The 20,363-nt window shown below is 50.8% G+C and carries 18 protein-coding genes; 12 read left to right on the forward strand and 6 right to left on the reverse strand.

Annotation, left to right across the window (positions count from 1 at the left end):
- Positions 1 to 215: 215 nt before the first annotated feature.
- Together JNJ77_17755 and JNJ77_17760 are read right to left on the reverse strand one after the other, a co-directional pair.
- The gene (locus tag JNJ77_17755) at positions 216 to 3,155 is read right to left on the reverse strand and encodes a hypothetical protein (GenBank protein ID MBL8824437.1); all 2,940 of its coding nucleotides are present in this window, start codon (positions 3,153 to 3,155) and stop codon (positions 216 to 218) included.
- A gap of 136 nt (positions 3,156 to 3,291) precedes the next feature.
- A complete protein-coding gene (locus tag JNJ77_17760; protein ID MBL8824438.1) occupies positions 3,292 to 3,582 on the reverse strand; it encodes a hypothetical protein in 291 nt (96 codons plus the stop codon).
- Positions 3,583 to 3,780: 198 nt separating this feature from the next.
- On the opposite strand from JNJ77_17760, the gene JNJ77_17765 reads away from it, so the two are divergent.
- On the forward strand, positions 3,781 to 4,017 hold the full coding sequence (locus JNJ77_17765) for a toxin-antitoxin system HicB family antitoxin (GenBank protein MBL8824439.1): 237 nt from the start codon (positions 3,781 to 3,783) through the stop codon (positions 4,015 to 4,017).
- 192 nt (positions 4,018 to 4,209) lie between these two features.
- Here JNJ77_17765 and JNJ77_17770 read toward each other — a convergent pair whose 3' ends face one another.
- A complete protein-coding gene (locus tag JNJ77_17770) occupies positions 4,210 to 4,695 on the reverse strand; it encodes a VOC family protein (protein MBL8824440.1) in 486 nt (161 codons plus the stop codon).
- A gap of 101 nt (positions 4,696 to 4,796) precedes the next feature.
- On the opposite strand from JNJ77_17770, the gene JNJ77_17775 reads away from it, so the two are divergent.
- The 11 genes from JNJ77_17775 (at position 4,797) to JNJ77_17825 (ending at position 15,664) form a co-directional block, all read left to right on the forward strand.
- The gene (locus tag JNJ77_17775; GenBank protein ID MBL8824441.1) at positions 4,797 to 5,231 is read left to right on the forward strand and encodes a hypothetical protein; all 435 of its coding nucleotides are present in this window, start codon (positions 4,797 to 4,799) and stop codon (positions 5,229 to 5,231) included.
- A gap of 513 nt (positions 5,232 to 5,744) precedes the next feature.
- On the forward strand, positions 5,745 to 6,047 hold the full coding sequence (locus JNJ77_17780) for an RNA-binding protein (protein MBL8824442.1): 303 nt from the start codon (positions 5,745 to 5,747) through the stop codon (positions 6,045 to 6,047).
- Positions 6,048 to 6,540: 493 nt separating this feature from the next.
- Positions 6,541 to 7,587, forward strand: coding sequence for an aromatic ring-hydroxylating dioxygenase subunit alpha (locus JNJ77_17785; protein MBL8824443.1), 1,047 nt, complete (start codon positions 6,541 to 6,543; stop codon positions 7,585 to 7,587).
- 98 nt (positions 7,588 to 7,685) lie between these two features.
- Positions 7,686 to 9,470, forward strand: coding sequence for an ABC-F family ATP-binding cassette domain-containing protein (locus tag JNJ77_17790; GenBank protein ID MBL8824444.1), 1,785 nt, complete (start codon positions 7,686 to 7,688; stop codon positions 9,468 to 9,470).
- A gap of 164 nt (positions 9,471 to 9,634) precedes the next feature.
- On the forward strand, positions 9,635 to 10,648 hold the full coding sequence (locus JNJ77_17795; GenBank protein ID MBL8824445.1) for a HEAT repeat domain-containing protein: 1,014 nt from the start codon (positions 9,635 to 9,637) through the stop codon (positions 10,646 to 10,648).
- 95 nt (positions 10,649 to 10,743) lie between these two features.
- Positions 10,744 to 11,043, forward strand: a complete 300-nt coding sequence (locus tag JNJ77_17800; protein MBL8824446.1) for a winged helix-turn-helix transcriptional regulator — start codon at positions 10,744 to 10,746, stop codon at positions 11,041 to 11,043.
- 17 nt (positions 11,044 to 11,060) lie between these two features.
- A complete protein-coding gene (locus tag JNJ77_17805) occupies positions 11,061 to 11,624 on the forward strand; it encodes a rhodanese-like domain-containing protein (protein MBL8824447.1) in 564 nt (187 codons plus the stop codon).
- A gap of 144 nt (positions 11,625 to 11,768) precedes the next feature.
- The gene (guaB, locus tag JNJ77_17810; protein ID MBL8824448.1) at positions 11,769 to 13,253 is read left to right on the forward strand and encodes an IMP dehydrogenase; all 1,485 of its coding nucleotides are present in this window, start codon (positions 11,769 to 11,771) and stop codon (positions 13,251 to 13,253) included.
- Positions 13,180 to 13,884: a hypothetical protein gene (locus JNJ77_17815; protein ID MBL8824449.1), complete on the forward strand. Its 705-nt coding sequence runs from the start codon at positions 13,180 to 13,182 to the stop codon at positions 13,882 to 13,884. Before guaB ends, JNJ77_17815 begins: the two co-directional genes overlap by 74 nt.
- A 68-nt stretch (positions 13,885 to 13,952) precedes the next feature.
- Positions 13,953 to 15,113, forward strand: coding sequence for a hypothetical protein (locus JNJ77_17820; protein ID MBL8824450.1), 1,161 nt, complete (start codon positions 13,953 to 13,955; stop codon positions 15,111 to 15,113).
- 116 nt (positions 15,114 to 15,229) lie between these two features.
- Positions 15,230 to 15,664, forward strand: a complete 435-nt coding sequence (locus tag JNJ77_17825) for a hypothetical protein (GenBank protein MBL8824451.1) — start codon at positions 15,230 to 15,232, stop codon at positions 15,662 to 15,664.
- Between the two features lie 577 nt (positions 15,665 to 16,241).
- Here the strand turns inward: JNJ77_17825 and asnB are convergent.
- The 3 genes from asnB to JNJ77_17840 all read right to left on the reverse strand — a co-directional run bounded on the left by asnB (position 16,242) and on the right by JNJ77_17840 (position 20,289).
- Entirely contained in the window at positions 16,242 to 18,062 is a 1,821-nt protein-coding gene (gene asnB / locus JNJ77_17830) for an asparagine synthase (glutamine-hydrolyzing) (protein ID MBL8824452.1), read from the reverse strand.
- A gap of 3 nt (positions 18,063 to 18,065) precedes the next feature.
- Complete coding sequence (locus JNJ77_17835; GenBank protein ID MBL8824453.1) at positions 18,066 to 19,163, reverse strand: glycosyltransferase; 1,098 nt, start codon at positions 19,161 to 19,163, stop codon at positions 18,066 to 18,068.
- Positions 19,164 to 19,224: 61 nt separating this feature from the next.
- Positions 19,225 to 20,289 (reverse strand): radical SAM protein, encoded by a 1,065-nt coding sequence (locus JNJ77_17840; protein MBL8824454.1) that lies wholly within the window; start codon positions 20,287 to 20,289, stop codon positions 19,225 to 19,227.
- Positions 20,290 to 20,363 lie beyond the last annotated feature (74 nt).

Consider the following 20,363-nt stretch of genomic DNA (forward strand, 5'->3'; position numbering starts at 1 on the left):
AGAGTGCGGCAAGAGTGGTCACAATAGCATTCCAGAGTTGGTGCTCCATAATCGGCTCCGAAGGTGGTACTTCTGGTGCCTAGTATGGAGCCCAACTTGTTGTCGCGCAATACCTTTCGGCTCATGGCGCAAAAAGCTCGCTAGCCCTGGGTTGTTTGCTAGAATAAGATTCAAGCCCTGAAGGGGCGGGAGAATGCCATTTCTTTGGCTTTACCCTACTTTGCATTCTCGAATATGTCTTCGTGATCAACATCATCTGACCAGTATCCATATCGTCGAGCTAGTATGTCTTCAATCACCTCTGGAGTAAATCTAGGATGATGCGGTGCCAGCCCCCACGTCATAAGAATTGAACCCAGATTCGTCCGACGTGCAAACTCGAGTTCCTCAATAGTGAATATACTGTATGGCAAAGGAGGCTGGTCAATCTTAATTGTCCCCTTCATCACATCCCGCATATATTCAAACATTGCACGTGGATCTGCATGCTTTCCGAGTCTTTGATGCATTCGATTATTCATTGTCACCCCAAAGATAGAGTGTGCAATGTGCCAGTCTTTCCAGCCACGTTTTCTTAATTCTTCCACCAACGCCTGGAATGGTATCTCGCCTGCCAATTTTTTTAAGGTCTCTGGAATCATTTCAATGATGTTTTGATATCTGTTTCGAATCTGGGTCTGAGACTCTTCTTTGGAATACGTAGGACCTGGCCCCGATGGTTGTTGAAGCGATTCATGGCAGCTCACTGGAAATTCATCCTTTGATTCAGGTAAAGAATCAATCACATTGCGTGTTTCATTGAATCGATCTGCTGTAATAAAGTTACGGATGACTTGAGCATAGGGTTGTCCAACAAACATTTTGCCTGGAACGCCACTTTTAAAAATCTCTTCCAGTAACTGTGAGACACGATCGTGCGGCAAAAAAGATATGTTTAGTAACAGTTGGACTATGGTTGCGAGCATATGCGGAAAAACTTCATCTAAATGTTTCTCGGCCACTTGTGATGGCCATTGCACGGTCCACTCTTGTATTTCGCCATTGAGTTCTGGCTTTACGACAGGCTCTAAGTTTGAACCGACTGAAAAGTTAAGAATGACCGATGTTTTAGGGAGACATAAGTCAACTTTTGTCGTTTCTGCTTGCAGAATCTGGAAACATGCTATGAACTGTTCGGCTAGCGTAGTTGACTCATAAGTATTCAACCAACTTACCTTCCAAGTGATTCCTTGGGCACCCCATGTGTAACTTCTCTTAAATCCTAAGTCGCTTGCCGGAAACCCATTAAGTTGTTTCCTGCAAGATGCTACAACAGCATCAGCATCCATGTCCTCAAACTCTTTTTCTGCTTTCCTAACTAGTTCATCAAAAGATCCACCTAAATTCCATTTCGCAATTTGATCATATAAGTGTTGCCCGATCTTCGGCGACAGCTTCTTAGCGAGAACCACCACCATACAAGCATGGTAGTAAAGGCCATCAAACTCTTGATGAACGTCGCTGTCAAATGGGCTTTTCGCCAACTTCCCATGAAAGAATAGGGAAAGGTGTGCAAGCTCAATGAAACCAGCCCAGGCACCCACCGCATAGTCACATTGTGCGGCTTCAAGAATTGCCGTCCATGCCCTGTGTTGTATCTGAGCACGCTGCTGACTTAGTGCAAATTGTGCAGCAAAAAGGGCGTGGTATTTCGCCGCATAGTGCAGGCCAATCTCCTGATAAAACTTTGAAAGCACCATCGCAGCTAGGAAGAATCCCTCAGCGGTTTCCTCAGTAAACCAATTAATTTTCGCCGTATGAATTTCAGAAATTGCATCACGCAGTCTCCCATGTTTGTAGTGAACCATTGCACGATCTCGACTTTTTTCAGCCGCGCTAAATCCGCCAACACGTTTTGACAATGCCTCATCGACTTTAGCAGTAAGCTCAGAGTAATTTGGACGATCAGAAAGTATGTGACAGACGGCGGTTAAAATGTCAGCGAAGTTTTCCAAGGGAAAAAGTGGCGCTTCAGGGAGAAGTTCGGTTAGCTTCATCCACCATTTGATGGGCTCATCAAATTCGGCTTCGATACCGGTCTCAGAGATCTTGTGAATTGCTAGGTGACCACGTAACCGCAGCAGTTCTGCTTTTGTTGATGGGAAAGCACGCTGCTCAATCGCCTTCTCCAACAATGAAATTGTTCTTGCGTATGAGCTTTGAAGTTCTGACAATGTGAATTGAGCATGGCCATGTTTTGTTGCGCTAATGCTATAACTTAATAGCATGCAGTAATCGATAATCTCATCAATATCCGATTCGACTTTGAAGGAACGGTGCAGATACTCAAGTACTTTTCCCTCGTGTCCAATTAGTGTTCCCAGCCCACGAAGTTGTGCTACGGCAATTTCATAGGATGCCCGTCTTTGCAAGTGTTTCGCGCTATTATCACTAGCAAAGACCTCCATATGCCTGAGCCAAAAAGGGATGTCTTGCTGAACTGATTCTTCACTTGTGGCGTGCCTAAGAAGCCCTTTGATCTCGAAGAAATCTGCATAACTACCTTTCTCGGCTGACTTGGTCTTCCATTTTTCAAGCATTGATTCGTATGAATCATCCTTGTCAAAGAGATCTCTTGGATAAATCTCACTCGGAACCTGCAAATACCTGCTTGCAATGTGAAAAGTATCTTTTGCGGAGAGTTCCTCCGACATCGCTTTGCCATCATGGACTTCCAGTTCAACACTGTGCGTTGTTTTTGCCCATTCCTGTAATGCATGTCTTTTTGATACTGCAAGGTCGGTCGAAAGGAAGTAATGGATGGCTTGCACATGTGTGCCTTGTGCCAAAATTGTTTCTATGTCAGCTTTGACCTTAGACTCGATGCTCTCCTTCTGAATCGTACATGCAAATGCAATAGGCTTATCGGAGACCAAACCTAGAAAAGCCGATCTAGATAGTGAAGTAGTGGCTAAGTACGAACGATAAGTTTCAAAATCACGTCCCTGATCGCCACCTGCTGAAACGGGACCTGTTGCTGGCAAGATGTTACTGCAGATTCTCGCACGAGCAAAGTGACGACACATTTCCTCAAATTCATGATGTCCATTCCGGGCACTAATCTGCTCTAATCCGAATCGTATTTGTTGAATAACTTGATCGATGGTCGATGCCATACTATCCACCATTGTTTGATTGTACTTCTATTCTACATGCCCAGGCCCGGATCAATCATCAATCAAAAGCTGAACCAGGATTCTCCACAACTCCTGATGATCTTGCTTCGTCACACCGCAAGTTGGGAAAGCCTGCTCAACCGTACTTGGCAGCGACTTGAATTGCAGCTTGGAGGTGGATTTTCTCTAGCCCATCTTCAATTAACTCAGCATGCTCGCGAACTTGGCTCAACGTAACGTCAAACACTTCCCCATTCTCCATTTGTAAAGTAATTCTACCGCCAGGTTTGCCTACTGCGTTTGTGACATGATCTGCTCGAATGACCTCACATTTACCCAAGCATTGGAGCAACACTCCGCCGCCATGAAATTTTATTAGGGAGCCTACTCTTGGCAGTTCAGGCCAACCGGTAGAGTCGAGGTCCATCGCAATCTCCCTAAAGAAGGACCAGCAACCTCCATAAGGCTAGACAAGTTTTCTTACTCTATCAAGATCAAACACTATTTGCATGGTGCCCTGAAGATTCATGAGATTGCCATGCCACGGAAGTGATGTACTCATCTCTTCCGTGCTAAGTGTGCGATCATCCCCGAACCTCACTTCACCGCTCGCACTCCAATCCCCATGAAAACCCTCACCCTCGAAATCGCCGACTCCCACTACCTCTACGCCGAAAGACTAGCAGCCAGCCTCAACGAACCTCTCACACAACTCCTTCACCGGGCGCTCATCGAGAAACTCGACGAGATCGGAACCGCTCACACTCAAGAAAGAGCCAAGCGTGGCAGCCGTGAAGCTTTTCGGGCGGCCTTGAGCAAAGTTCCCGATGTACCACCAGATGCCGGCGATGAGCTTGATTGAGTCAGCCCCCGAATGGGGGCGACCGGGTGGTAGCTGGCTGCCTGGTGCCCCAGCCGAATGCCCGGATTATCAAAACAACCGAAGCTGTGGCAGGGTCGTTTGGTACTCCAATCGACCCTGTGGAATTGCAACTACATTACGTCTCAGCATCAGGGTTAAGTTGATTACAACACAACCCTGCCAAACATATGCTCACCCCCTCATCGCCTTCTCAATCACTGCAATATCAATCTTCTGCATCATCATCATCGCTTCGAATGCTCGCTTGGCTACGGCAGGATCGGGGTCGATGATCGCTTGTGTCAAAGCCACTGGTGTGATCTGCCAATTGATGCCCCATTTGTCTTTGCACCAGCCGCACTGGCTTTCCTTGCCGCCGTTGCCCACGATGGCGTTCCAGTAGCGGTCGGTCTCGGCCTGGTCTTCGGTGGCCACTTGGAACGAGAACGCTTCGCTCTGCTTGAATGCCGGTCCGCCGTTGAGCCCCAGGCAGGGTATGCCGAGCACGGTGAACTCGACGGTAAGTACATCGCCTTTCTTTCCAGAAGGGTAATCCCCCGGCGCCTTGTGGACAGCCTTCACCTCAGAGTTTGGAAAAGTCTTGGCATAAAACCTCGCTGCCTCCTCTGCATCCCGATCATACCAGAGACATATCGTATTCTTAGCTGGCTTGGCCATGGTGGTTCTCTCCAAAATGAAATTCGAAGGTGTACCCTTTGCAGACAATCCACACTCCCACTCAACCGTCATAATAACAGATGCCTCTCAGGAGAAAACCCATGTCATCTCAACCAATCCTCCTCACCCTCGCATTCACGTTTCTTTTCTTCAATAGCATCCAGGCCGACGACAAACCCGATTCCCGAATCCAGGCCGTCGTCGACTACTTCGGCAAGAACTGCTTCAAGATGGAAAAGTCCAAGGAGGGTGGATGGGATGTGATCGATCCTAAGTTCGATGGCTGGTACATCAACATTTACTTCAAGAGCTTCCCAACTAACGCAACCGAGGAGGAGATGTGGAAAGTGCTGAGGCAGATCAACCTGGCGTTCATCCCCAATGCCCCGGCCAAGCTTGCCATGTCCTACCCCGGCCTGCGTGCCGATGCCCCTGGTGAACCAAAGCGCAAAGCACCCGATTTGAAGAAGCTGGGAATCCATGACAAAATGATCAAGCTCTTCAAGGAGTACAGACCAGCTGAGGTGAAGAAATAGCGGGAGTCTGTAACTGCGCTGACCTCAAGTTCTCTCGCGAGAATTAAAATATTTCTCCACATCTGAAACATTGTTCACATATGCACTAGACAAATGACGATGTGAGTATATATTTCCTTCAGTGACGTTCTTTGTGCAGCAGTTTGTACAGATAGCTATCACCTCTCGTTTTGATTGGCTTCGCTTCTGATCCTGTCAGTTTATCTCACTCTTGTCGTGCCCTTTATCTGGCTCATCTTCATTCTGGCAATTCCAGCCTGTACACGACTAGTCCGTGCGTTTCATTCATTCGAAGTACGATGGAATTCCATCGTGTCTTCGAGGGTCAGTCTCCAGTCAAATCGTTTTACCAAGAACCTGCTATTTGTGGCAGTAACTCCTCGCCATGCTTCCGGTGTCGGAAGCGGAGCCTGCTGCCTTTTGAATCACCTGTAGAAATCGTTCTGCAGGAGTTTACCTGGTCTGAAGCAATTCACCGTGAAACGCTGAATGACCAGGTTTGGAGTAGAGACAATGAGTAAGAAGTTGTATGTCGGTAACCTCTCGTATGAGACCACCGATGCCGATCTGCGTGACATGTTTGAACAGCATGGTAGCGTTTCGTCAGCACAAGTAATTATGGACCGCGACACTGGTCGCTCCAAGGGTTTTGGTTTTGTTGAAATGGGTGAAAGCCAGCACGCTGATGCTGCTATTTCAGCACTCAATGGCCAATCCAGCGGTGGCCGTCAGTTGACGGTGAATGAAGCTCGCCCCAAGACCAATTCCGGTGGTGGCAGCCGTGGTAGCTTCGGTGGTGGCAACCGTCGTTATTAATCGTATCGAGCTGGGTATTCCCATTGAAAATAGTAATAGCTTCAAAGGTAACGGCATTCCCGTTACCTTTGTTGTTAAACAATGCTCCATGGTTTGCCATTTTCCGGTTTACCATGGTTGACTTGTCGTACTTCCCACTCAGCTACACATTTCAATTATTGTCGCTCACATCCGAACATCAGCTCATCATTTCCGCACCTAATCTCGGTGAACTGCCTCTACAGCAGAATCGTGAATAGTTCTGGCAAGAATCGATGTATGAGTAATTGCACAGGCGTTGAATTGGCAAATGAGTTACTGCTGTGAACAAAGCTTTGCCAGAGATAATGAAGAATCTTTGGAAAAGCTTCCTATGATAGAACATCAACGGTGTAACTGGCAATCACACCCATTCAAAAATGCTCTGTCCTGCACCGTAAGATTCAACCATTCAATCAGTTGAAGTCTGCCAGCATGGCGACGCGTTTAGTTTTTTGTGTCCTCGAAAGAATTCATGCAGCCTGTCACGGAGGCTCTCTACGATTGCTGGTATCTGGCAATTCCAGGCAGGCAATTGAAGCGAGGTCGCACCTTGCGGAAAATGTTGCTGGGCAAGTCGGTTCTGCTGGGGCGTGATTCTGATGGCGTGGTCTTTGCTCTCGTTGATATCTGTCCGCACCGTGGCATACCACTGTCACACGGCAAGTTCGACGGCAAAGAGATCGAGTGCTGTTATCATGGCTGGAAGTTCGATTGCTCAGGCACCTGTACTCATATCCCTTCGCTGCTGAGTACGCAGAAGTTTGAGCTTGACCGAGTTCACACAGGCAACTTCCCCTGCAGGGAGGTTCAGGGCAACATCTGGGTCTATATTCCCCAGGAGAAAAATAAACTACCTGAAGCTTTGCCGGAAATACCACTCTGCCCACAAGTTGATGCCAGTCATTATCGCATGGTGGAGCACAGTGTTTTCAATTGCTCGATAGATCAAGCTGTCATCGGGTTGATGGATCCTGCCCACGGGCCTTTTGTTCATCAATCGTGGTGGTGGCGTACTGCCAAAACGATGCATGAAAAGTCCAAGGAGTTCGCGCCCTCGAACCTGGGCTTCACGATGGTTCGCCATCGTCCTTCTTCAAACTCCAAAGTGTATCAACTGCTCGGCGCGGAGGTCTTTACCGAGATCCGCTTTGAACTTCCCGGCAGCCGTATCGAACACATTAGCGTCGGCAAGCACAGCATTGTCGGGCTGACATCACTAACCCCGCTTACGGCAGATCAGGCAGAACTCCATCAGGTTTTCTACTGGACGTTCCCCTGGCTCGGCGTCATCAAGCCGTTCATGCGACATTTTGTCAGAACCTTTATCGAGCAGGATCGCAAAGTAGTTGGTCAGCAGGCGACTGGTCTGAATGAAGACCCGGCTCTGATCCTGATCAACGATGCCGACAAGCCGGCTCGGTGGTACTACGCTTTGAAGAAAGAACTGATCCAGTCCAGAACCGAAGGCAGACCCTTCGTCAATCCCGTGCCTCACACCACGCTGCGTTGGCGAACTTGAAACCTGGGTGAATGTAGATTCCGATTACTATCAGTCCACGCCAAGGCAGCCTCGTCACCAATCCATAGAATGCTTGTTTCTTCAAGGTTCTTATTCGTATGGGCGTTCTGCTGCAAATCACACAAGCTTCCAAGAGTTATGGCGACCAGATATTGCTGGATGGTGCTGAGGCGACCTTTCATGACAATGTCAAAATCGGGTTCATCGGCCGCAATGGGGCGGGCAAGAGCACACTGCTCAAATGCATCCTGGGCGAAGAGGAACTGGACCGTGGCGATATCATCCGCTCTTCGAACCTGAAGCTGGGCTACCTCCGGCAACACGATCCGTTCCTGCCTGGCGAATCAGCGCTCGACTTTCTGATGCGTGACAGCGAGCAGCCTGACTGGAAATGTGGCGAAGTCGCTGGCGAGTTTGAATTGAAAGGCAGCTACCTCAGAGGTCCCATTGCCAAGCTCTCGGGTGGCTGGCAGACTCGTGTCAAGCTTGCTGCACTATTGCTGCATGAGCCGAATCTGCTGCTACTTGATGAACCGACCAACTTTCTTGATATCCGCACGCAGATTCTGCTCGAACACTTCCTCAAGAATCACCGCTCGGCCTGCCTCATTGTCTCGCACGATCGGGCGTTCCTGAATGCCACGTGCACCCACACGCTCGACTTGAGCAGGGGCAAACTGACACTATTTCCCGGCAAAGTGGATGCCTACCTCGAGTTCGTGAAAGAGCAGCGGGAACGGGACATGCGTGCCAACGAAACGATCATGTCGAAACGCAGGCACCTGGAGGAGTTCATTGCCAAGAACAAGGCACGGGCTGCTACCGCGACATTGGCTCGCTCCAAAAGCAAACAGCTTGAACGGCTCGAATTGAACGAGATTGACGGCAATGAATCGACCGCGAACATCCGTCCGCCGAAAGTTGAACCTCGCAAAGGCAACGCCCTGCGCTGCATCCATCTCAGCATGGGTTATCCGGATCGCACGATTGCTGAGGGCATCGAACTCGAAATCGAGCATGGTTCGCGTGCCGCCATCGTGGGTGATAACGGTCAGGGAAAGACAACATTTCTCCGCACGCTGGTCGATTCTCTGCCACCACTGTCAGGCGAAGTAAAGTGGGGGCATGGCTGCAACATCGGCACTTACGCCCAGCATGTCTACACCAGTCTGCCTGAAGACCGAACGGTGCTCGAATATCTGCATTCACAGGCAGCACCGGGCAAAAAGGATCAGGAAATTCTCGGCCTTGCCGGTGCTTTGCTCTTCAAGGGCGGGGCGGTCAACAAGCGTATCGCGGTACTTTCGGGTGGTGAACGTGCCAGGCTTTGCCTGGCGGGTCTTCTGCTCAGCAAACACAATGTGTTGATTCTGGATGAACCGGGTAATCATCTTGATGTCGATACCATCGAAGCGCTGGGCGACGCGCTGGTTGAGTATGAAGGTACGGTCATCTTCACCAGCCACGACCGCCACTTCATGACCAAGGTGGCTACCAGTGTCATCGAAGTGCGTGATGGCCGTGTGGTCAATCACAGTGGCCGGTATCAGAACTACCTCGATCGGGTGAACCAGGAAATTGAAGATGGAGAGCGAGAGTTAGCGAGCACCAGGGCACTACTGCCACGCGAGGTGCGTCACGCAGTCGTTGAAACAAGTGCTGGTCCACGGACGGAAAAGATGGTCCGCAAGGAAATGAAAACCATTGAAAGGCAGATTGCACAATTCGATGAACAGAAGAAAACGCTTACACAACAAATGAACACGACCCAGGATGCCGACGAACTCGTCAAGCTGGAAGCCGAACTGAATGAGATCACTTCTCAATTGGAAGAAGCCGAGAACAAGTGGAGTGAACTCTGGGCCGAAGCCGAAGGAATGTAGTTTTCTCCCCTCTCCCCTGGTGGGAGAGGAGTTGGGTTGAGGGGGTTCTTATTGTGAGTCGTTTAGTCAGAAACTGCTTGATGCAAATCAAATGAAGATGAACCCGATATAGTAGATTCTCGTCTGAATATGGATTAAGCTATCCGCATTCGCGCGAAAACACCATGTCACCATTAGATCAACTACTGCAGGCTCGAACAGAACGGGAACGCAATGCCGCCCTGAAAGGGTGGACGAAGGTGCACGGACCCGTGTTCGAATTCATGGTAACGATCAATCAACCAGGCGTAGTGGCATTGCTGGTGCCAGCAGATCGTTTTGCCGAGTTGCTCGAAGCTTATCAGAGATCCCGTCACCATTACTTAAAACAGCTGTCAGAACAGTTGCCTCAGTTAAGTTTTGATAATGATGAGTTTGAATACCACCTGCTCGTTTATTCACTCGCAGAGCACCTGGAGGGTGATCTCGAGCCGATACGTCCGATCATGGAGAAAATGCTGCTGGAGAAAGATACTGAAATCATGGGAGTAGCCACGAAGCTTTTTGAACGCATGGGGGTAAATTGCTGGGCATCGTGGCCCGTCATTCGCAAGGCATTTGCCTGTCAGGGTATGTGGGAAAGCCCGTTTCATCTGGGTAATGCCGTTGCCGCTACGGTGAGAGAAAAGCCTGATCGCCTGGAGGCCATTAGAACGGCATTACAGGCTGGCAAAGAAAAGGAACAACAGGCACTCTGCCATGTACTCGTCGAGTTAGGCCCATTGGCAAACCCGTTGACCGATGATGTGATTCGTATAACTCTTACGCCATCTGCTTCGCCTGATACCATCAGCTGTGCTATCATGGCACTTGGCTATCTGGGAGAAAAGAACGCTGAGATCTCTGCCATCCTTCGGCATGCCATAGGCAGCGAACACTGGTTTGTTCGTGCCAATGCGATTGCCTCGGCAGGGCAATTGCGACTTGAGCCGGAAATGTTCGTGCCACTCATTATCCAGCGTCTGCAGGATGATTTCGGCTACGATGGCTGGTCAGCATCCAATGCAGCGGTAAAGGCGCTGGGGCAGTATGGGCCTGATGCAAGGATCGCACGCGAACCACTTATTGTCTTGCAGAATTCGACTGATGATGAAGACATGCAGAAGGCTATATCTGAAGCGCTCACTCCGATTCGCTGAAAATCATGGTCAAAAAACGGGCTTCCATGGATCAGCGGGAATTTATGTATTGATATATCGAAATATCACGATATATTGACTGATAGAGGTGCTGAATGCAGAAGGAAGCAATGCTGGAACTTGAAGCACTGACAGAGGCAGCGGAATGTCTGAAGATACTGGCTCATCCGCATCGCCTGCGCATTGTGGAAATGTTGCTGCAGAAACGCTACACGGTCGGCGAGTTGGCTGATGCCTGTGAGATAACCAGCAGCATCGCCTCAGGTCACCTGCGACTGATGCAGCGCTGCGGGCTTTTGCTGCCCGATCGCGATGGCCGCCATGTCTGCTATCGCATCGCCGATCCCTGCCTTAAAAAAATCATGAACTGTATTCGTGAACGATTTGCCTCATAAACCAGGGGAGTGTGATCATGGTAACCATCCATCCATCGGAACTGGCTGCAAAGATACAGGCTGGTGAAAACATCGAACTGCTGGATGTCAGAACCCCAGCAGAGTTTAATGCAGTACATAGCGAATTTGCCAAAAACCTGCCGCTCAACGATCTGAACGCAGCAGAGTATCTGAAGGTCAGGCCACGTGCTGATCAGCCACTGTACGTCATCTGCCAGTCCGGAACGCGTGGCCGCAAGGCTTGCGAGGCATTACAGGCTGCGGGTGGCACCTCGGTTATCAATGTTGAAGGTGGCACTGCAGCGTGGATTGCAGCGGGCCTACCCGTCGTGCGAGGAAGGCAGGTCATCTCACTTGAAAGGCAGGTCCGTATCGCTGCAGGCAGCCTGGTGTTCGCATCGGTCTTGCTGGGCTGGTTTGTGCATCCCTATTTCCTGGGCCTTGCAGCATTTGTGGGGGCAGGGCTGGTCTTTGCTGGAATCACAGATACCTGTGGCATGGGATTGATGCTGGCTCGCATGCCGTGGAATAGAGTTCGAACCGCTACACCAGCCAGTTGTCCAGTTCCACAAAACACTTGATCCGTTGCACGGTGGACTGCTGATGGTGGTTATGCAGATTGACAACCATGGCGAGATTTCCACTCTCCAAAAGAACCCAGACCGTCCCTTGGTTTTCAACCCCCAACTATCTAAGATGCCCCTATCTTACGCGGGGTGTGCTACATGCTTGATCGTATTGCTTACCAGGGTATTACTTTTGACGATGTCTTGCTTGAACCAGGTTACAGTGAAGTCCTGCCCCGCGATGCTGATGTCAGAACCAATCTGACGCGCAACATCCGCCTCAACATTCCCATCATCTCCTCACCTATGGATACGGTCACAGAAAGTGACCTCGCGATTGCTTTGGCTCAGGAAGGTGGTCTAGGTGTCATTCACAAGAACTTGACCGTAGATCAGCAGACCCGCGAAGTGGATAAGGTGAAACGCTCTGAAAACGGTGTCATCACCGATCCGGTAACCTTAAGCCCCGATGCCACGGTCGGCATGGCCCGTCGCGTGATGGAACAGTACAAGATCAGCGGAGTACCTATCACGGTAGGACCGGTGCTCAAAGGCATTCTCACCCGGCGTGATCTTCGTTTTTTGACAGATAATGAGCAGAAACTGCATGAGGTGATGACGAAAGACAACCTCGTTACTGCCCAGGAGGAAACGACACTGGAGGAGGCAGAGAAGATACTCACCAATAATAAGGTAGAGAAACTTCTCCTAGTAGACCGATATTACCATTTGAAGGGGCTGATAACGATCAAGGACATCGACAAAATGCAGAATTACCCTAATGCCTGCAAGGATAAGCGCGGGCGTTTACGGGTAGGTGCAGCTATTGGGGTGCGTGATTACGAGCGCGCTTCCTCGCTCATTAAAGCAGGCGTTGATGTACTAGTAGTCGATTCAGCACATGGTCATTCGTCCAATGTCATTGAAACCGTTGCTGAACTGAAAAAACGGTTCACGGTTGATGTCATAGCAGGAAACGTGGCTACGGCAGAAGGCGCCAGGGCATTGGCCCAGGCTGGTGCAGATGCCATTAAAGTAGGCATCGGGCCAGGTAGTATCTGTACGACACGAGTGATTTCCGGCGTGGGAGTTCCCCAGATTACGGCAATTGCCCATTCCGCCAAAGGTGTGAATGAATACGAAGTGCCCTTGATCTCCGATGGGGGAATACGCTATTCGGGCGACATTACCAAGGCCATTGCAGCAGGTGCAAACTGCGTGATGGTAGGTGGCCTGTTTGCGGGGTTAGCGGAAAGTCCGGGACAGACGATTCTGTACCAGGGCCGAACATTCAAAGCGTATCGCGGCATGGGTTCCATTGGAGCCATGCAGGCTGGTAGCAGTGATCGCTACCGACAGGATGCCAGAGATGGCCAGGTCAGCAAGCTGGTGCCGGAAGGAGTCGAGGGCAGGGTGCCGTTCAAAGGCCCACTGGCTCCCTTTGTCTTCCAACTGGTAGGTGGCTTGCGGGCAGGCATGGGGTATTGTGGGACCAGGACCATTGAAGATCTTCGCACCAAAGCAAGGTTCATTTCAATCAGTCCTGCTTCCGTCCAGGAGGGACATCCACATGATATTTACATTACGAGCGAATCGCCAAACTACAGCCAGTCGCCAGCTTACGCTTCTGAGCGTAGCCACTAGCCTGTTGCTGGTATGCAGCCAAACAGTGCTGGCCCAGGAACCCGTTCAGCCGCCCAAGCCATTGCCTGCAGTGTTAAAGCAGGATACTCCTCCGCAAATCAAGCCGCTGACGCCTCAGGAAGAACGTGCCGTTCAGCTGGAAATGGAAGAAGGACAATTTACGCCTCCGACGCGTGACCAGCTTTACCGCATGGATAGCGAAGCAGCCAAGCTGGAACGTCTGAAGCAGTTACGCAAGGCCATGAACCGCACCGATCTTGATTACCCCGACGAAGATGCGATCCGCATCATGACCAAGTTGGAAACACGCAAATTTGAAGAGATGAAGGCTATGGTTCAGGCCTCATATGTCGTTTATCAGCCTCTCTACTTCCAGCAGATCAACGTGGAACGCTATGGCTGGGAATGCGGCGTATTTCAACCTGTGATCAGCACTGCCCAGTTCTATGGCGATGTGCTGCTCTTCCCTTACAAATTCGCATCTAACCCACCGTGGCATTGTGAAGCCAATGCCGGGTACGCCCTGCCAGGCGACCCTGAACCGCTTCGCTTCCTCACCACGCCATTCAGTTGGCGCGGCGTGGCAGCCCAGGCCGGAGTGGCAGTTGGAGCTGCAGGCATCTTCCCATAGTGCCAATAGTTGCAATGCGAATCGCCGCGTAGTAGCATGGGGCTAGTGCCTCATGCTATTTGGCGTTTATGACAACTCAATGCAAAAAAGTGGAAGTGATTGCTGCAGGTCAGCCCTTTGATGCCGGGCTTTCTCAGGGGCTGGCGCTCCGTAACAAAATACATCACGCATGGAATGCACTGAGCCAGCTTGAAGCATTTCGATTGCAACAGCCCTGGTGGCTGCCTTATGAAGCCTATTGCTGGGTTGCAGCCAACAAGGCTCGCCGTTTTCTTGAACCGTGCTTGCTGAATACGTTGCCATCACAGACCAGGCGATTGGATGGAATAGCTGCAGGCGCCGAACTTCCATTGCGTTCCATCTATCTGTTCAACGCTTTAGAACCGGTGTTGTCATCCGTGGGTGGTTGCACTGTATGTCCCAGCGCCTGTTCCGCCGTTGCCGTGCGAGGAAAGCGATCCGTTCAGCAAGAGCCGATCCTCGTTCGCAACTTCGATTACCTGCCACTCGTTCAACCCTATTATGTCATCCGCGATTCACGTCCAGATGGGAAACTCCGTTCGCTGGAGTTCACCACAGCTCCGCTGGCCGGTGCAGTGGATGGTATGAATGAAAATGGCTTGTGCATCACCTACAACTACGCTTACACCATTGATATTCCCGGCGGATCAGCGGTGCCCATCTCCATGTTGATTTCGGAAGCTCTGCAGCATTGCAGCACGGTCAGCGATGCAGCACAATGGATTGCCGCCCAGCCACGCTGGGGTGGTGGCATCCTCATGCTCGCTGATGCTAGTGGCGACATCGCAGCGCTCGAATTATCCAGCACGCAGAGTTTTCTGAAGCGACCAGCCGATGGTTGCGATTACCTGTTCCACACCAATCACTTTTACGGCTCGATCATGAAGCAGGTGCAGTCGCCGGAGCAGGCTGTCTTCACCAACCTGGCTCCCACTCCACTGCGAGGCAAACAGTTGCACCTTTCCGCACAACTCCGCGATCAACGGCTGGAACAGTTGCTGTCCAAGCCCACCGCCCACGATGGCGAATCTCTTCATGCCATCATGTCCGATCATGGCGAACAGCATTCGCCCACGGACACCACCATCTGTGTGCACAGCAATTACTGGTACACCACAGCCTGCCTGCAGTTTTATCCGAGATCAAGAACGATGCGGGTATCATACAGTTCAGCCTGCCAGGCAGAGTTTGAGGATATTACGTTTTGATCAGGCAGGGTGGGTCGAGCGCTAAGTATTCTGCGAAGAGATCCACACGAAACCAAGCTCGCCCCACCAGTGGTTGCAATCGCTTTGCTAGGGCGATAAGTTGACGAGTAACCACCATGACAAGAAGACAGATTACTATTATCCTTCGTGCAATCGGTGCTGCCGTATTGTCATTAGTATTTGTCTCCATACTTGTAGTCGTGGTTTTCAACAACTATAACTCGCGACGGATAGATTTGCTTAACAAGATCGTCTTAGCGGAAAATGCTTACTATAAATTGAATGGCAAGTATGCAGATCTTGAAACTCTAACGGCAGATATGTACATATCGTCTGACGAAATAAACACTTCTGGATATGTGTCACTCCATATAATTGAAGGCACTTTGATTGACACTTGGTGGGCCATCGCAGGTCCCCAGCATCCCATGCAAGGAAATATCTACTACATAAACGGCAGCGGATATCGTGTATACAGTATTCTGCCATTTCATCTCAAGATCGATAAGGCTACTGGATTGCCACCATCAAATATTAAAAATACATGGTAGCAAGGTAGGGCAGGTCGAGCGCTTAGTAGCTTGCGATGTAACGCTTACAAAACCAAGCTCGCCCCACCAACGCTTGCAATCGCTGTTTTTGATTTGACTGTGATGTGCAATTTAGCGAATCTGGTAATCGTGAAGTGCAGTGAAGAGACTGCTGAATTCATGTTCAGTGGCGATGTACTCGAGGCCTCATGGCACAACTGGTCAATCAACCTGGCGAAATAATCCCTGGCGACCTATATGAAGATTGTCGCTACCACCCGTGCCTTTGCGTTGACGCCAATTCGCTTGATGATGTGGACGGTGTGTATGGCATTTCGTTGGTTGATGGAACGCCTTCCAACTGTAGCATTCGGCATTGCGGTCTTCGTAAACTGTCAGTTGAAGAAGCGGTTCATTGGAAATACCATGGTCCTAGCGACGTGGCCGTTGAGGACCATTGGTGGGAGCGCTGGCCTCAAGTAGACAGCCAGCCACACGCAACTCATGATCGAAGCAACTTGGAAGAGTAAGTCGAATTTATAATAGCGAAATCGCCGTTGCATTCTGAATTCTATCGCTCGACCCACAAAACGTCTGATTACCACCCCACCCCTTCCCGTTTCCACGCATCACACCAGAGAGCTAATATCGCCAGTCGCCAGGCGACGGTGTTATATGCCAGATGTTTGCGTACATGCCTCCACGATGCGTCGTCCTTCCCCTCGAAAAACCGTTCCATTGGTCTCCGTAATCCAAAGTGATCCGCCAGCCCGCCTGGTTGCAGCATGGCATCGCGTGCCAGGTTCTTGAACTCACTCGCCTGTTCCATCCATTGCCCCGGCAGCATCATGCCGAACTTCTGTCGCTGGTAAATTTCCGCAGGCAGCAATTGGTGCTTCTGTGCCAGCATTCGAAGCACGCGTTTGTTCATGCCATCGCCAAGCAATGCCGAGGTGGGCCAGCGACAGACGAGGTTGAGCAACCGTGGGTCCTGGAACGGAACGCGAGCTTCCACGCTGCTGGCCATGCTCGCCCGGTCTACCTTCATATTCAAATTGTTGGGAATCTGATGTCGTAACTCAAACTGCCTCACTGCCTGAAAGCGATCACCTTGATTCTCAAACAGCAGTCGATTCTGCAAACGCATCATCTGCTGGAAAGAGTTGCCCCACTGCTGGCCGCTGCGATGCCGGTATTGACGATATTGAAACAACTGGTTAGGCAGCCAGCGATGCTGAACTGCCGATTGGAAATTCTGGTACCCGCCAAACAGTTCATCGGAACCTTCGCCCACCAGCATCACGGTCAGGCCTTGTGCCTTGCAACTGCGATAGATAGCCAGGCTGCTCAGAAACCCGGTATCCCAGAACAGGTCATCGTAATAGAGAATGTTGGTCTGAATCTCGGACAGAATGTCATCGGGCCGGAAGATCATCTCGCGGTGATCGGTCTTGAGGAAGTCTGCCACCTGCCGGGCATAGGGGCGCTCATCCAGTGGCGTCGGATCGAAGCCCATGCACACCGTTTTCAGTGGCTCCTTGAGTGCCCGCACTGCATATGCAGCCAGGATGCTCGAATCGAGACCACCCGATAACAATAAGCCAACCGGTACATCCGACTGTAGTTGCGTAGCAACTACTTCCTGCAAAGTGGTGTGCAACTGTTCAACGAGATCATCCAATTCAGATGCTGAAAGCGGCCTGTCAGCTTCCGCTTGCGGATACTTCCAATAAGCCTGCGGGCCGGAAACATGGATGCTGCCCTCTTTCCACGTACAGTTCACCATGCTGCCAGGCGGCACTTTTTCCACATCGGTAAACAGTGTACTGAGGTTGTCGTAGAGGTAGCCAAACTCCAGGTAGGTTGCCATCGAAACCCGGTTGATTTCGAGTTTCATTCCTGGGACAGGCAGAAAGCCTTTCACTTCTGAAGCGAATGCGAAGTGAGTTTCCGAGTAACGATAAAGCAACGGCTTCACACCGGTCGGATCACGCACCAGTTTCAAGGTGTGATTTGAAGCATCCCACAATGCCAAGGCAAACATGCCTGCCAGTTTTGAAAAGACCTCATCGCCCCATTGCTGGTACCCAACCAGAATGACTTCGGTATCGGTTTGTGTGCGGAAAGAATGTCCGAGTGATTGCAATTCCTGTCGCAGGGTGCGGTAGTTGTAAATTTCCCCATTGAAGGTAATGACCAAACGACCATCCGGCGTTGACATCGGCTGCCTGCCAGCGGGCGAAAGGTCGATGATCGACAGCCGCCGATGTCCCAGGGCTAAACCGTGAGACTCCAATATCTTTGCACCGTAGTCATCGGGCCCGCGATGGCGAAGTCTATCCCCCATGTTCTGCAATACAGCCTGTGCAGCTTCATCAGGAAGCCGAGGCGATTGCCAAAACCCGTAGATGCCACACATGCCTTAATCCGGTGTGCCGTGCTGGAAGAGGTGAATGTACCGCTGTGCCATGCGATCTACATGGTACTGTTCCCTGACTCGCTGCGCTGCTGCAGAGGTGAGTTGCTTCTGCAACCTTGGGGCCGATTGCAAATCAACAATAGCTTGAATGAGCGAATCCACTTCTCCTTTTACAAACAGCTTGCCACAAACGCCATCCTGAATCAATTCCCTGCACGGTTCAATATCCGAAGCAATGATCGGAATCTCGGCAGCCATCGCTTCAAGCAGCACATTGGGCATGCCCTCGGTTCGGGTGCTGTGAACCAGAAAGTCTGCTTGCCCCAATAACTCTGGCACATTCTGGCAATTGCCGAGGAATTGCACTTGATCGACAATGCCCAGTTGCCTGGCGAGCGCTTCATGGCTCGGTCGCGATGGGCCTTCGCCTGCCAGTTGCAGTTGCACTTTCTTTCCCTGTGCACTGAGCTTCGCCACTGCCTGAAGCAAAGTTTCATGATCCTTGGCATCATCCATGCGACTGACCATGATCAGTCGAAGTGTATCAGAAGGAATATGGACTGAACGATTGGCACGCGATTGAATCTCCTCCACTTCGCAACCATTTTCAATAGTGAAGACACGGTTTGCAGGCAGGCCAATGTTTTCGACCAGTTGCCGGGCGGTTGCTTTCGAAACAGCAATTTCACCGTGACAGAATGGACGCCCCAGCTTCGTCATCAGCTTCGATTTTTTCAAATGCCTGACAGGCTCACCCGCTACGCGAACATAATTGCGTGGAATACCCGCGAGCCAGGATGCAATCGCCACCATGGCATGCGTGCCATAGGCGTAGGAAAGAACGATGTCAGGCCGAATGCCTTTCAGTTGTCGCGACAGTGCACGAATGAATCGTACTCGCCTCCGATGCTGATAATAACAATGAAACGCAGGCAGGTTGACTTCAGCAACAAAATCATCGTATCGCTTCCCCTGCTCAGGCGTTGTAATCATGATGGAGGAGCGGAATTGATCACGAGGCAATCGCTTCAGCAGACGCAAGGCAAAACTCTCGATGCCCCCATACTCCAGCGATGTAAGAACATGAACCAGGTGAAGCATAGGCGATCAGAGTGAACAGAAACAGGGTGGGGCTATGATATGAAGCTGCAAGTACAGGTACTTACTTTTTGAATGAAGGAGCAGATCGTTTCAGCGAAAGCTGTATCAACTCTCCCGAATAGTTAGGCCGTTGCCCCATCCATTTCCCCACCTGCCCACCACCGCCGGGCATGTTCTCCACCAATCCACGGGTGAGGACATACCAGCAGACATAACATTGATTGGAGGATTGCCCGGGCAGGGCCGATGGATCGCGCTCCAGAATATCTTCCACCACCGAAGTTAATCCATCGCGGAAGACTTTGCCAACATAAGGGTGCTTGCGTGCCTGCAGGATGATATCCGCCACCGAATCAGTATGAATGTTGCCGATGGTCAGTTGATCCAGATCAGAAGCGAAGCCACAGCACGGCTTCACTTCGCCTTTAGGTGTAACAATCAATGCCTGCCCTGGCCCTTCGCAGTAATCTTCCTTGAACCATGTGCCATCCCAGCCGCCAGCAAACTTCTCTGCACGCTCGACAGGCGCCAGGTGGTTCCAGTTCAAGGTCATCGTCAGTTCATCACTTACCACCATGTAGCGATGCAGCATTTGAGAATATTCCAGCACACCGCCGAGCGCCTTCGCTAATCGTTCGATCAATTCCAGTCCTTGATCTGGAGCACGGCTCGCATACGAGAGAGAAAGGATGTTGTCCTTATTGAATACTCTCCGTGCAGTCAGGCAGAAGAGTGCCAACTTGTCGATTTCAATGCCATGAAACTTGTCGACGGTCATGCCCAGCTTGCCGGTGAACCCTGCAGCACGCAGATCAGTCAGAACTTTTTGCAGGTGTGGTTCGTCTTGAAACCAGACTCCATTGGACATGATCTTGTCAAACCGGAAACCAAGTTGTGCAGCTCGTCGGCTGACCGAAATGACGAACTCGGGATAGACAAACGGCTCGCCTCCGGTAAAACCCAGACGCTTGATGCCATACTCATGGGCATCTTCAAGGAAACGGATGGCAGTCGGTATGGGCAGCTGGTCCGTCCATTCAATGGGCACGCAACAATGCGGACACGACAAGTTGCACTGGTATGTACCGGCAAATGAGACATAATCAGGACGGAACGTTCGACGCATGGGGTGATTCTATAATGAATCAGAGGATGTTGAAGTTCTGAGAAGTTCCTCACCGATAGGCAGGCTTTGATTGC

The sequence above is a fragment of the Planctomycetia bacterium genome, from assembly GCA_016795155.1.
GTDB lineage: Bacteria > Planctomycetota > Planctomycetia > Gemmatales > HRBIN36 > JAEUIE01.